10 protein-coding genes are annotated in these 14,235 nt (G+C 68.0%); all 10 read right to left on the minus strand.

Annotated features, from left to right (window positions below):
* Nucleotides 1-442 precede the first annotated feature (442 nt).
* Entirely contained in the window at nucleotides 443-1,774 is a 1,332-nt protein-coding gene (gene gdhA, locus ACW4QM_RS10195; protein WP_114539767.1) for an NADP-specific glutamate dehydrogenase, read from the minus strand.
* 154 nt (nucleotides 1,775-1,928) lie between these two features.
* Entirely contained in the window at nucleotides 1,929-2,660 is a 732-nt protein-coding gene (locus tag ACW4QM_RS10200) for a hypothetical protein (protein WP_022739762.1), read from the minus strand.
* Nucleotides 2,661-2,883: 223 nt separating this feature from the next.
* A complete protein-coding gene (uvrA, locus tag ACW4QM_RS10205; RefSeq protein WP_114539765.1) occupies nucleotides 2,884-5,799 on the minus strand; it encodes an excinuclease ABC subunit UvrA in 2,916 nt (971 codons plus the stop codon).
* Between the two features lie 166 nt (nucleotides 5,800-5,965).
* Nucleotides 5,966-7,285: an MFS transporter gene (locus ACW4QM_RS10210; protein WP_455798416.1), complete on the minus strand. Its 1,320-nt coding sequence runs from the start codon at nucleotides 7,283-7,285 to the stop codon at nucleotides 5,966-5,968.
* 616 nt (nucleotides 7,286-7,901) lie between these two features.
* Nucleotides 7,902-8,870, minus strand: a complete 969-nt coding sequence (locus ACW4QM_RS10215; RefSeq protein WP_455798417.1) for a tyrosine recombinase — start codon at nucleotides 8,868-8,870, stop codon at nucleotides 7,902-7,904.
* Nucleotides 8,867-10,231, minus strand: a complete 1,365-nt coding sequence (gene trmFO / locus ACW4QM_RS10220) for a methylenetetrahydrofolate--tRNA-(uracil(54)-C(5))-methyltransferase (FADH(2)-oxidizing) TrmFO (protein WP_455798418.1) — start codon at nucleotides 10,229-10,231, stop codon at nucleotides 8,867-8,869. Before trmFO ends, ACW4QM_RS10215 begins: the two co-directional genes overlap by 4 nt.
* Before the next feature lie 88 nt (nucleotides 10,232-10,319).
* Entirely contained in the window at nucleotides 10,320-11,267 is a 948-nt protein-coding gene (dprA, locus tag ACW4QM_RS10225; RefSeq protein WP_455798419.1) for a DNA-processing protein DprA, read from the minus strand.
* 3 nt (nucleotides 11,268-11,270) lie between these two features.
* Nucleotides 11,271-12,743 carry a YifB family Mg chelatase-like AAA ATPase gene (locus tag ACW4QM_RS10230; RefSeq protein WP_455798420.1) on the minus strand — a complete coding sequence of 491 codons (1,473 nt, stop codon included), beginning with the start codon at nucleotides 12,741-12,743 and terminating at the stop codon, nucleotides 11,271-11,273.
* A gap of 27 nt (nucleotides 12,744-12,770) precedes the next feature.
* On the minus strand, nucleotides 12,771-13,271 hold the full coding sequence (locus tag ACW4QM_RS10235; RefSeq protein ID WP_455798421.1) for a YraN family protein: 501 nt from the start codon (nucleotides 13,269-13,271) through the stop codon (nucleotides 12,771-12,773).
* Nucleotides 13,272-13,408: 137 nt separating this feature from the next.
* Entirely contained in the window at nucleotides 13,409-14,197 is a 789-nt protein-coding gene (locus tag ACW4QM_RS10240) for a ribonuclease HII (RefSeq protein ID WP_041715058.1), read from the minus strand.
* Between the last annotated feature and the right edge of the window lie 38 nt (nucleotides 14,198-14,235).

Consider the following 14,235-nt stretch of genomic DNA (forward strand, 5'->3'; position numbering starts at 1 on the left):
CGACGAGGGAGGGCGCAAGGTGTACGATACGATAGCCGGCCGCAGGAGGCGGCTGGGGCTGGCCGCCTAGGCCGTCCGGAAAAACGTCCGCACCCCCCGAGTCCAAAATAGCACATTTTCCAAGATATCTGATTAAAACCGATTGCTCCATAAATGAAGTATGAAAATTAGCAAGCGTTTGAACTGGTAAAACTCTATTTCCGCATTCCACACCCCCTTACTTCTCGTCTCACACAAGTTGGAAAATGTGCTTTTTTGTTTTACTCGATCGCAGCTTCGAAGATCCCCGCCAGCTGCAAGCAGCAGACCGCCGTCGCCGAGGCCCTCGCCGACTGCAAGCAGCAGGCCGGCCTCTAGAACGCAAAAGAACCCCGGTTCGTTCTCACCGGGGTTCTTTTCACGTGACCCACAGGTCGTTCGTAACGTCAGCGCGCGGCTCTTCCTACACGATGCCCTGGGCCATCATGGCGTTGGCGACCTTCTCGAAGCCGGCGATGTTGGCGCCCATGACGTAGTTGCCCTCATGGCCGTAGCGCTTGGCGGCGTCGTCGATGGCGTGGAAGATGCTCACCATGATGCCCTTGAGCTTCGCGTCCACTTCCTCGAAGGTCCAGGAGAGGCGCTCGGAGTTCTGGGACATCTCCAGACCGGAGGTGGCCACGCCGCCGGCGTTGGCCGCCTTGCCCGGGAAGAACACAATGCCGTGCTCCTGCACGTACTCGGTAGCCTCGAGGGTGGTGGGCATGTTGGCGCCCTCGGCGAGGATCTTGCAGCCGTTCTTCACGAGATTCTCCACGTCCTCCATGTGCACCTCGTTCTGGGTGGCGCAGGGCAGCGCGATGTCGCAGGGGGTAACCCACACGCCGCGGCCCTCGTGGTACTCGACGCCCTCGCGGCGGGCGGCATACTCGGTGAGGCGGCCGCGCTCCACTTCCTTGACCTGCTTGAGCAGCGCGACATCGATGCCCGCCGGATCGTACACCCAACCGGTGGAGTCGGACACGGTGACCACCTTGGCGCCGAGCTGCTGGGCCTTCTGCGTGGCGTAGATGGCCACGTTGCCGGAGCCGGAGATGCAGACCGTCTTGCCGTCGAAGGAGTCGCCGTTGCACTTCAGGTACTCCTCCACGAGGTACACCAGGCCGTAGCCGGTGGCCTCAGTGCGGGCGAGCGAGCCGCCGAAGGAAAGGCCCTTGCCGGTTAGCACGCCCTCGAAGACGTTCTTGATCTTCTTGTACTGGCCGAACATGTAGCCGATCTCGCGGGCGCCCGTGCCGATGTCGCCGGCCGGCACGTCGGTATCGGCGCCGATGTGGCGGAACAGCTCGGTCATGAAGGCCTGGCAGAAGCGCATGACCTCCATATCGGACTTGCCCTTCGGGTCGAAGTCGCAGCCGCCCTTGCCGCCGCCCATGGGCAGCGTGGTGAGGCTGTTCTTGAAGATCTGCTCGAAGCCGAGGAACTTGATGATGCCGAGGTTCACGGAAGGATGCAGGCGCAGGCCACCCTTGTAGGGGCCGATGGCGCTGTTGAACTGCACGCGGAAGCCGCGGTTGACCTGAACCTTGCCGTTATCGTCGACCCACGGCACGCGGAACATGATGACGCGTTCGGGCTCGACGATGCGCTCGAGGAGGGCTGCCTCCTCGTATTCCGGATGGGCCTCGATGACCGGCTCCAAGGACTGCAGGACCTCGGTGACGGCCTGGATGAACTCGGGCTGCTCGGCGTTCTTCGCCTTCACCTGTTCGATGACGTTGTCGACGTAGCTCAAAGGAACCTCCTTTATGCGGAAAGGGCTCGCGGCGGTGCCACGATGCACCTCCGCCTTCGCGCCGCATTATAGAACGGGGAATTTCCAAACGATGACTAATTAACTGAGCCGAAACAAAGCCCGCGAATTTGCGCACGCGGGAGCGGCGAACGGGCTAGAGCGAGGCGTACACCTTCGAGGAGGGGACGTTCAGGGACGTGAGCAGCACGACGCCCACCTGCCCGCGCTCCGGGGCGTAGACGATGTGCGCGTTTCCCTCGCCCTCGCCGCGGCCGGGCTCGGCCTGGTCGTCGTCGGTGACGATGACCACGTTGAAGTCGTCGGTGCTCGCAAGGCAGCTCAGACGCGGCACGAGGCAGACGAAGGACTCGGCGCCGGCGGACGCGAGCTCGTCGTGCAGCTTTTCCAGCTGACGAGCCGAGGCGTAGTAGTCCACGGCCACGACGCCGATCTTGCGGTCGCCGGCCATGAGGATGCGCGGCTTCTCGTAGCGGGCGAGATCGTCCAGGTTCAGCGTGAGGACGCCGGCGCCCTTCTCCTCGTAGAACGAGCGCACATCCGAGGCGTAGACGGGCCGCTCGCGCATGGACAGCGGCAACCGCGCCAGCTCGGCGGCCACCATCTCGCCCAGCGTCTCGGGACGCTCGTCGGCGTCCCCGTCCACCGAGGGGAGCTTCGTGGGGCGCAGCGCGTCCAGGACGTCGTAGGTGCCGTCGAAGACGATGGCCGTATATCCGGACATCTGCCCGAAGGCGTCGTCCACGGCGGTGGCGGCCATGTTGAAGGAGCGGCCCGTCTCGAAGTAGCGCAGAAGCACGCTGCCGCCGAGCACGACGAGCAGCGCGAACACGAGCAGGGCGACTTTTTCGCGGGTACGCTTCTTCATGGGGAAAATTATACCGAAGCCCCGCCGCGAAGGCGCGACGGGGCACGAGGTTCCATATTCCCTCACCGGGGGGCGACCTTGGTCGCCGGTTGATCTCCGTAGGGGGCGACCCTAATCGCCGGAGGATTTCCGTAGGGGGCGACCTTGGTCGCCCCTCCCGAGCGAGGTTATTCCACTCGAAAGGGCAGACCAAGGTCTGCCCCTACGGGATAGGGCCGGACGCTTAACGGGAGGCCAGTTGGCGGTCGGCCTCCAGCATGCGCTTGACAAAGTGCCCGGTGTAGGAGCCCTCCACCTCGGCCACCTCCTCAGGCGTGCCCTGGGCGACGATGGTGCCGCCGCGGTCGCCGCCCTCGGGGCCCAAGTCCACGATATGGTCGGCGCACTTGATGACGTCGAGGTTGTGCTCGATGACGAGCACGGTGTTACCGGCGTCCACGAGGCGCTGCAGCACCTCCAGAAGCTGGCGCACGTCCTCGAAGTGCAGGCCCGTGGTGGGCTCGTCCAGAATGTAGAACGTTTTGCCGGACTGGCGCTTCTGCAGCTCGCTGGCGAGCTTCACGCGCTGGGCCTCGCCGCCGGAGAGCGTGGTCGCCGGCTGGCCCAGGCGGATGTAGCCGAGGCCCACGTCGAAGAGCGTCTGCAGCTTGCGCTTGATGCCCGGGATGTTCTCGAAGAAGTGCAGGGCGTCCTCGACGGTCATGTCGAGCACCTCGGAGATGTTCTTGCCGCGGTAGGTCACCTGCAGCGTCTCGCGGTTGTAGCGCTCGCCGTTGCAGACCTCGCAGGGCACGTAGACGTCGGGGAGGAAGTGCATCTCGATCTTGATCTGGCCGTCGCCCTTGCAGGCCTCGCAGCGGCCGCCGCTCACGTTGAAGGAGAAGCGCCCCGGCGCGTAGCCGCGGGCCTTGGCCTCGGCCGTGCTGGCGAACAGCGCGCGGATGTCGTCCCACAGTCCGATGTAGGTGGCCGGGTTCGAGCGCGGGGTGCGCCCGATGGGGCTCTGGTCGATGTTGATGACCTTGTCCAGCTTCTCTAGGCCCGTGATCTTGCGGTAGGGCCCGGTGCGGCGATGGGCGTGGTTCAGCCGGTTGGCGAGCGCCGGCGCCAGCGTGTCGGTGATAAGGGAGCTCTTGCCGGAGCCGGAGACGCCCGTGACCACGGTGAGCGTGCCGATGGGCACCTCCAGCGTGACGTTTTGCAGGTTGTTCTCCTTGGCGCCGGTCATCTTCAGCGTGCCGCGGCCCGGCTTGCGGCGAGCCTCCGGTACCGCGATGCGGCGGCGCCCCGACAGATAGTCGGCCGTGACGGAGCCCTCCGTGGCCATGACCTCCGCCGGCGTCCCCGCCGCGATGACGTGGCCTCCGTGCTCGCCGGCGCCCGGGCCCATGTCCACCACGAAGTCGGCCGCCCGGATGGTGTCCTCGTCGTGCTCCACGACCACCACGGTGTTGCCCAAGTCTCGCAGGCGCTCCAACGTGGCGATGAGCCGCTCGTTGTCGCGCTGGTGAAGCCCGATGGAGGGCTCGTCCAGAATGTAGAGCACGCCCATGAGCCCGGCGCCGATCTGGGTGGCGAGCCGGATGCGCTGGGCCTCGCCGCCGGAGAGCGTGGCCGTGGCCCGCTCCAGCGTGAGGTAGTCCAGGCCCACGTCCACGAGGAAGCGCAGCCGCTCGCGGATCTCCTTCACGATGGGCAGGGCGATGACCGCCGCCTGGCCCGTGAAGTGCAGCCCCTCGAAGAACGCCAGCGACTCGGCCGCCGACATCTCCGTGACGTCGTGGATGGACTTGTCGTTCACCGTGACCGCGAGGACCTCCGGCTTCAGGCGCTTGCCGCCGCAGGTCTCGCAGGGCACCGTGGCGAAATAGGCCGACAGCTTCTCGCGCTGGGCGTCGGACTGGGCCTCGGTATAGCGGCGCTTCACCGCGGCGAGCACGCCCTCCCACTCGATGTACCAGTAGGTGTCGCGGCCGTCCACGGTGCGGTAGTCAACGCGCACCTTCTCGTTGCCGAGGCCATGCAAGAGCGCCTTCTGGGCCTTCTTCGGCATGTCCTCCCACGGGGTGTCGGCGTCGGTGCCCACATGCTGGGCCACGGCGCGCAGCACCTGGGGGTAGTAGTTGCCGCTCTTGAACGGCGCGATGACGCCCTCGTTCAGCGTGAGGGACGGATCCGGTACCACGAGCGAGGGATCCACCTCGTCGCGGCTGCCGATGCCGAGGCAGTCGGGGCAGGCGCCGTAGGGGGCGTTGAAGGAGAAGTCGCGGGGCTGCAGCTCGTCCATGGAGTGGCCGTGCTCGGGGCACGCGAGGGCCAGCGAGAACAAATGCTCTCCCTCCCCGAGGCCGCCCGTGGCGCCCGAGGAGGTGCCCCCGGCCTCGCCGAGCGGTTTCCCGTCCGGCCCGAGCACCTGCACGAGCACGCGGCCCTGCGCCAGCTTGCAGGCCAGCTCCACGGCCTCGGCGATGCGGCTTTGGGCGGATTCCTTCAGCGTGACGCGGTCGACCACCACGTCGATGAAGTGCTTGATCTTCTTGTTCAGGGTGACGGGCTCACCGGAAAGCTTCACGATCTCGCCGTCGATGCGCACGCGGGAGAAGCCCTCCTTCTGCAGATCGGCGAAGAGCTTCGTGAACTCGCCCTTGCGGCCGGCCACCACCGGGGCCATGAGGATGGCCTTCGTCGACTCGCCCTGGGCGTCGTCGCCGAGGCGCAGGATATCGTCGGTCACCTGGTCGGTGGTCTGCTTCTTGATCTCGCGGCCGCACTCGGGGCAGTGGGGCACGCCCACGCGCGCGAACAGAAGGCGCAGGTAGTCGTAGATCTCGGTGGTAGTGCCCACGGTGGAGCGGGGGTTTTTCGACGTGGTCTTCTGATCGATGGACACCGCCGGCGACAGGCCGTCGATGGAGTCCACGTCGGGCTTGGACATCTGGCCCAGGAACATGCGGGCATAGCTGGAGAGGCTCTCCACATAGCGGCGCTGCCCCTCGGCGTACATGGTGTCGAAGGCGAGGCTGGACTTGCCGGAGCCGGAAAGGCCCGTGATGACGACCAGCTCGTCGCGGGGAATAGTCAGGTCGACGTCCTTCAAGTTGTGCTCGCGGGCGCCTTTGATGACGATCTCGTTGGCCATTGGCTGGATTTCCTTCGCAGACGTGAAGCAACGGGCGCCGCGCGGGCCGCCCGTTGCCGAATTCTCTTGTTTCGCCTGCGTATTCTACCGATTCGCGCGGCCGCTGGCTAGCAATTTAGGGAACTTTTGTTCGGGTTCACGGATTTTGCATAGATGAGCGCTCAGGTTATATGAGCGCGGGGGCAGCGACGGAGGCATCCTCGGGAACGGCCTCCCCCGTCGCGGGCTCGGGCGCCGAGGACTCCCCCATGCCCTTCATCTTCCGGAAACGGGACAGCGTGAGGCGGCCGTCCTTCTTCTTCTCGCTGGGCGCTCGCAGGCAGATCGCCACGAACAGGCTGGCGGCGACGAGCACGGCGGCCATGGCGGCGAACACGAAGGCGAAGGAGGTCGCCTCCAGAAGGATGCCGCAGACCACGCCGGTGATCGCCGAGCCGGCGTAGGCCACGAGGTTCACCGAGGCGAGGATGGCCGAGACGCGCAGCACGCTCACGCGCAGAAGCAGAAGGCGCAGCGACACGGACACCGCCACGCCCATGGCGAAGCTGAACAGGGCGCAGTCGCCCATGAACAGAAGCTCGGCGCCCATGAGGACGCATAGCGCCATCAGCGCCGTGGTGGCCGTCACGACCGCCATGGAGACGACGAGGGTGCGCTTGGGCTCGAAGCGCTGCACGAGCGGGCCGCCGAGAAGCGACGGCGCCATGATGAGGGCCAGAATGACCGACCCGGCCAGAGGCGAGGTCTCGCCGAAACACTGCTGGGCGATGGGCGCCGAGAACGACTGGTAGAAGCAGGAGACGAGCCAGGTGGCCAGGTAGCACACGGCCACCACGGCGAACAGACGCCGGTTGTCGGTGGGGATGTAGACGCGCACCCTCATGACGGCGCGCAGCGAGAGCGTCTGGTCGAGGGGCTCGTGCACCACGGGCATGAGGAACAGGCACACGGCCAGGATGACGATCATGATGCCGTAGAGCACGGCGATGCTCGGCACGATGTCGTAGAGGATGCCCACGGCCACCGACCCGATCATGATGCCCACCATGGCACCGCAGCTGGCAACGGTAGACCCCCAGCCGAGGTGTCTCTCCCCCACGCAGTCGATGACGAGGGCGGACACGGCGCTCATGCCGAAGCCGGCCGAGAGGCCCTGGACGAAGCGGGCGGCGAGCACGGCCGCGCCGCTGTCGGCCATCATGAACATGATGCAGCCGACGATGGCGAGCATGAGGGTGAGGCTGGTCACGGGAGTGCGCCCGAAGGCGTCGGAGATGCGCCCGGCGAGCAAGAGCGTCAAGGCCACGCCGGTGAGGTAGGTGAACATCGTGTTGGAGATATCCGCCGTGGTGAGCCCGATGGTGGCCTGGTAGTCGGCATAGAGGGGAATCGGGATCGCCGTGGCGGCGAAAATGGCCAGAAACGCGATGGTGGCGAGCGCGAACCCGCGCAGGGACTGCCCGTCGGTGAGCTCCTCTTTGTGCATCCTTTCCTCCGTTTGAACGAGATGTGCCAGCCTGCCTCGCGGGAACGGATATCCCGAAAGGGTGGGTGAAGTATGAACCTCGCTTCAGGGGAATTCAAGGGATTGCGCTGAGTTTTCCACTCAGCGATGAAACGGCCCCGCAAGCCGCGCGAGGGTTCGGAGTCCCGTGCCGCCCGCCGCCGCCTTAAAGCCGCCGACGGCGGGCGCCGCGAGCAGCTGGCCAAGCGCTCCCCGCAACCGACAGCGAGCGCAAAAGGAGCCCTCTCCCCCGAGGGCTCCTGTGTGGGTTTCCGCTGTGGCGTATCCGGAAGCTACATGACGGCGTGGCTGGCGGACTGCATGAGGTAGGGAATGTAGGCGAGCACGACGAGCGCCGCCCAAAACAGCATCTTCGCCTTCTTGCGACTCATGGCTCCTCCCTTCCGCGCAATCCGTCCGATCGACGATCCATCTGGATCGTCACCGTGATTCTTGCACAAAACACAGGAGGGGAAGACCCGAAAAAGCCACTAGTCACGATGGCGCAACCGCCCCGATGACCCCGCGCAACGCCCCTGTTCGCCGTTTGTAAATTACGCGCATATCGGCCGCAGTGCGCCCAACCGTAGGAGGCGACTTACGCGCGCGGATGGGCGAGGCCGTGGATCTCCTTCAGGCGCTCCGGGGTCACATGGGTGTAGATCTGCGTGGTGGTGAGGCTCGCGTGCCCCAGCATGTCCTGGACGCTGCGCAGATCGGCGCCGCCCTCCAGAAGGTCGGTGGCGAAGGAGTGGCGCAGGGCATGGGGCGAGAGCGACTCGTCCAGCCCCGCAGCGGCCAGAGCGCGCTTGAACATCTTGCGGATGCCGTCGGGCTTCATCTGGTTGCCCCGGTTGCTGACGAAGAAGTAGTCGCTCTGCCTGTCGCCGAGCAGCTCCGGCCGCGCCTTCTCGAGATAGCGGGCCATGGCCTCGGCGCCCCGGCGGCTCAAGGGCACGATGCGCTCCTTGGCGCGCTTGCCGAACACCTTCACCTCGCGCTCGGGGAAGTTCACCCAGGAAAGGAGGAGCCCGGAGGCCTCGGAGACGCGGGCGCCGCAGGAGAACAGGAATTCCAGGAGCGCCGCGTCGCGCATCTGCGCCGCCGTCTGCTCGCGGGGCGCGCCGTCGGCGTCGGCCGGGCCGTAGACGGCCAGCAGGCGCTCCACGTCGCCGTCGGACACGACCTTCGGGAGCCGGCGGTCGACCTTGGGGGCCGACAGCACGCTGGCGGGATCGGCCGGGGCGAGACCGGTCACGCACGCCCAGCGGAAGAACGTACGCAGAGACGACAGGTGCCGCTTGATGGTGGTGCGGGCGTAGCGCGCCTGGTCGAGCTCGGCGAGGTAGCGCCTCAGCTGGCGGTAGGTGGGAGCGAGCGGATCGACGCCCGCCCGCTGCGCCCAGCGCAGGTAGGCCTCCATGTCCTCGCGATAGGCGCGCACCGTATGGGTCGAGGCGCCCATCTCGGAGGCGAGGTGATCGCCGAACCGCGCCACCGCCTCTTCGCCGGGCAGCGGCGCCCCGTCGGCGGCGTTTCCGCCGCCAGCGCCTTTGCGCCCCGTCACGGCAGCAGCCCCGCCTCGGCCAGGGCCTCCTTGTAGCCCGCAAGCGCCTCGTTGGCGCGGTCGGCGTAGGCCTGGTAGCGGGCGCGCTTGTTGCGCACCGGGGACGAGAGCGGAGCCATGAGCCCGAAGTTCACGTGCATGGGCTGGTAGTCCTTCGTCGCCGGATCCGTGGCGTAGGCCAGAAGCGCCCCGAACACCGTCTCCGTCGGCAGCTCCGGCAGCGCGATCCCCGCAAGGTCGGCGGTCACGGCCAGCGCGACGTGCAGCCCGCTGCGGATGGCCTCGCAGTAGCCCTCGGTGCCGGCAAGCTGCCCCGCCACGTAGACGGGGACGCCGAGGACGTCCGCTTGCGGCGTGACGAGCCGGTTACGACGGTCGAGCAGCCGCGGCGCGTCGATGAAGGTGTTGCGGTGCATGACGCCGTAGCGCGCGAACTCCGCCTCTTCCAGGCCGGGGATCATGCGAAACACGCGGCGCTGCTCGGGGAAGGTGAGGTTGGTCTGGAACCCGACGAGGTTGTAGCTGGCGCCGTGGGCGTCCTCGGCGCGCAGCTGCAAAGCCGCCCAAGGGCGGCGCCCCGTGCGCGGATCGGTGAGCCCCACCGGCTTCAGGGTGCCGAAGCGCGGGGCGTCGCGGCCGGCCCGGGCTATCTCCTCGATGGGCTGGCAGGCCTGGAACAGCTCGCGGGTCTCGAAGTCCTTCGCGATGACGCGCTCGGCCGAAAGCAGCTGCTCGATGAAGGCGTCGTACTCCTCCCGGGTGAACGGGGCGTTCAGGTAGTCCCCGCCGGCACCGGCGTCCTCGTAGCGGCTTTGGCGAAACACCTTCCCGAAGTCGATGGAATCCGCCATCACCACCGGCGCCGCGGCGTCGTAGAAGGCCAGGGCGTCTCGCCCCGTCAGGGCCATAAGCGACGACGAGAGCGCATCGGAGGTGAGCGGGCCGCTCGCCAAGACGATCGCGTCCGAGCCGGCGGCAAGGGAGGGGATGTCCGTCGCCTCGCGGCGCTCCACCGCAATGAGGGGATGCTCCTCCACCTGGCGCGTCACGTCCCGGGAGAACAGCACCCGATCCACCGCCAACGCGCCGCCCGCGGCCACCGCATGGCGTCTCGCCGCCGCGATCAGCGGCGATCCCAGAGTCGCGAGCTCCGCCTTCAAGAGCCCCGCTGCGCTGTCGGGCTTGGTGCTCTTGAGCGAGTTGGAGCAGACGAGCTCGGCCGCGTCCCCCGTATGGTGCACGGCGGTCGGATGCGCGGGGCGCATCTCGACAAGGCGCACGGAGATTCCGCGCGAGGCGAGGCTCAGGGCCGCCTCGCTGCCCGCCAGTCCTGCGCCTACTATGGTTACCGTATTGCTCATGGGGCAAAAGGATACCAAACAACGGTGCCGCAAGGCCCGTCAATTCCGCTTGGGCGCCCCAGCTTCTCCCTATTGACACAGCCATGGCCTACACCGCCGTCCGCAGGGCCGGATGCGGGCCGTAGCGCCCGTCGGGGTACTGGGCGATGAGCCCGTCGCGCTGGGCCTCGGCGAGCCAAATCATGAGCCAGGTGAACGTGTCGCCAGCCGGAGCATGGTCCTCGGCCAGCTGGCGCAGGGCCTCCATGCCCAAGGGCTCGGCCTGGAGCGCCGAGAGCAGGGCTTCTTCCCCGCGATAGGGCTGGCTCGCCTTGCCGCGATCGTCCGCAGCCTCGGCCCGCTGCTCCTTCAGACAACCGAAGGTTGAGAAGAGCGCGTCGGCGAAGGCATCGTCGTCGACGATAGGAAGCGCCCCCTGGTACAGCAGGCGGTTCGCCCCCTTCGACGCCGCAGAGGTGATGGCCCCGGGCACCACCCATACCTCCCGGCCCGCGAGCAGCGCCTCGTCGGCCGTGGAGAACGTGCCCGAGGGCAGCCCCGCCTCCACGATGAGCGTGGCCCGGGAGAGCCCCGCAATGAGCCGGTTGCGGGCGCGGAAGGTGTGGGGCTGGGGCGGGAAGTCCCACTCGTGCTCGGAGACCACCGCGCCGCCGGCCGCCACGATGCGCTGGAAGAGCCCCGCGTTCTCCGCCGGGTACAGCTGGTTGCAGCCGCCACCGAGGAAGGCCACCGTGGGCGCGCCCGCGGCCAGGGCCGCCTCGTGGGCCACGGCGTCGCAGCCCCGCGCGCCCCCGGAGATGATGGCGACGCCGCGCTCGGCGGCAGCCGCGGCAAAGCGCTTGGCGCAGCCGCGCCCGTAGGGCGTCGCGCGCCGCGCACCCACGACGGCCAGTCCCTCGGCCAGCGCGCCGGGGCGGCCCACACCGTACAGGCGCGCCGGCGGGTGGGGTATGCTCTTCAGCGCCTTCGGGAACAGCGAATCCTCCAAGGCAAGCTCGAAGCGCTCCCCTTCCAATCTCATTACCTTCACCGGCATCGGTCACTTTCCTCCTATTCCATCGCGCACGCGGAAGTTCACGGCCTCCGCGATGTGCGCGCTCTCGATTTCCTGGGATTCCGCCAGGTCGGCGATGGTGCGGGCCACCGCGAGCGTGCGCGTGATGGCCCTGCCGCTCATGGCGTGCAGCTCCGCCTGGGCGATCATGAAGCGGCGCGGCCCGTCGGCCAAGGCCTCTATGGAGCCATCAGACCCCTTCTCGGCCATCTGCGATGCGCGCCACGAGGCGAAGTCCCGGGCCGCCATCACCCCCTCCCGCAGCTGCGCGGAGCTCGTCCCCCGCCTCCGTTCCAAAATCTCCGCCGGACGAATGCGGCGGACATCCAGATGCAGGTCGATGCGATCGATGAGCGGTCCGCCTATGCGGTTCTGGTAGCCCCGGATCTGGGGCACCGTGCAGGTACACTCCCGCTCCTCGTCGCCGAAGTACCCGCAGGGACACGGGTTGCTGGCCGCCACGAGCACGAACCGCGCCGGGAAGGTCACGTTGCCGTCGGCCCGGGTGAGCATCACCGATCCGCTCTCCATGGGCTGGCGTATACCCTGCAAAACCGAGCTTTTGAACTCCGCCAGCTCGTCCAAGAAGAGCACCCCGTGGTGGGCCAGGGACACCTCGCCCGGCCGCAGGGGGCTGCCGCCTCCCACGAGCCCGGCCAAGGTGGCGCTGTGATGCGGATGGCGGAAGGGGCGCTGGCCCGCGATGATGGCATCGATGGGCTCGGCGGCCACGGAATGGACCACGGCCGCCTCCAGCATCTCGTCGGGACAGAGCGGCGGCATGATGGTGGGCACTCGGGAGGCGAGCATGGTCTTGCCCGACCCGGGCGGTCCCATCATGAGCAGCCCGTGACCGCCGGCCGCGGCGATCTGGAAGGCCCGCTTGGCCGTCTCGTGGCCCGCGACCTCCGCGAAGTCGAGCGCCTCGACGGCCGCCGGGGCCGCCCGTCCCCCGTGGGCCGGCAGCACCGCCGCCGCGCCTCCCTCACGGGCCGCCTGGGCCAGCGACGTCATAGCGAGCAGCCGCACGTCGTCTAAGGGCACCGGATCGCTGTCGGCGGCGCAGACGAAGTCCAGCCCGAGGCGCCGGGCGCAGATGGCGCAGGCGAGCGTGCCCGCCACCGGCCGCACCCGCCCATCCAGCGAGAGCTCGCCCACGTAGAGCGCGTCCCGCGCCCAAGCCGGATCGATCTGCCCCGTGGCCGCCAGAATGCCCAAGGCTATGGGAAGGTCGAACCCCGAACCCGTCTTGCGCAGATGGCTCGGCGCCAGGTTCACGACGATCTTCTCCCCCGGCATGGAGAACCCCGCTGCCCGCAGCGCGGCGCGCACCCGCTCCCGCGCCTCCTGGATGGCCGCATCCGGCATGCCCACGATGGCCATGCCCGGCAGGCCGCCGGAAACGACCACCTCGACCCGCACCGGCACCACTTCCACGCCGCGAACCGTCGCCCCCATGACGGCGCATTGACCCCGCGCCACGGCTCAACCCACCGAATAGGCGCCCAGATGGTGCCGGATGAAGGCGCGGTCGTCGGAGAGCACGATAATGGCCACCACATCGAAGCGCACCACGGCCTCGCCGAAGAAATGGTCTTGGATGTAGGCGAGGGCGATGCGCTCGTACTTCTCGCGCTTGGCCCGGGTGACCGCCTCGCTGGGCAGCCCCTTGTCGGCGTTGCGGCGCGTCTTCACCTCGACGAACACGAGCGCCTCGTCGTTGACGGCGATGATATCGGCCTCCCCGGCGAAACAGGTCCAGTTGCGCTCGAGGATGGTGTAGCCGTTGCGCTGGAGGAACCGCGCGGCCGCCTCCTCGCCCCGCGCCCCCAGCGCCTGGTTGCGGCGTCCCTGGGCGTTCGGGTCGGCAGGCCGCCGCTTCCTCGATCCCTCCCTCGCCTTGCGTTTGGGCGCCGGCGCGGACTTGGGCTTCTTCTCCTTAATCGCGGGACGCTCCAACACGCCCGCCTCACTGCTCGCAGCCATAAGGTGCGCTCCTTTCCTCTCGATGGAGCACACCTTAGTCGAGCACGACCGTAAAAATGACGCGGGAATGTCTCGTTTCGTTCCTCGCGCCAACCGCACTGGTGTCGCAACAGCGTCGCATCGACGTCGCAAAATCCCTAGAACAGGCTCTCCTGGGCGGCGAAGGAGCAGAAGCTGCGCCGGTGGATGGGACAAAGCCCCCGCTCACGGATGGCCGCCATATGGCCCTCGGAGCCGTATCCCTTGTTCGATTCGAAGCCGTAGCCGGGGTACTGCTCGGCATAGGCCTCCATCACATGATCGCGCGCCACCTTGGCCACGAGCGACGCGGCGGCGATGGAGGCACACTTCCCGTCCCCCTTCACGACGTTCACCTCCCGCGGATCAAGATGCAGCGGGTTGCCGTCCAGAAGCACGACATCCACCGCGACGCCCTGGGCCTCCACCTCGGCAATGGCGGCGGCAAAGGCCCGGCGCAGGGCCGCCGTCATGCCCACCCGGTCGATGTCGGCCGGCTCCACGTACTGCACCGTCCACGCCCGGGCGCGCCGGCGCACTTCGCCTGCGATGGCCTCGCGGTCCTCCGGCCTCACCTGCTTGGAGTCGTTGAGCCCGGCGATGGGGTCGTCCGCATCCAGCACCACGCCCCCCACGGCCAAAGGCCCCGCCAAGGGCCCGCGCCCCACCTCATCGAGCCCGATGACCACCGACCCTCCCCGCTCGGCGGCGAGCTCCCGCTCGAAAGCGTACATCCCCGCGAGCCGCGCCTCCTCTGCGGCCTCGGCCTCAAGACGGCGGCGCGCCACCTCCACGGCGGCCCGCACGCCCTTGCGCGTGTCGGCCACAAGCGACCGCTCCAGCACGGCGAAGGCGGCCGCATCGGCCTCCTGCAGCTTCCGTCGGATCTCGGGGACGGTCAGATCAATCACCTCGGGCTCCTTCCCACCGGCGAGGAATACGAAAA

Source organism: Adlercreutzia sp. CNCM I-6207 (genome assembly GCF_977072305.1).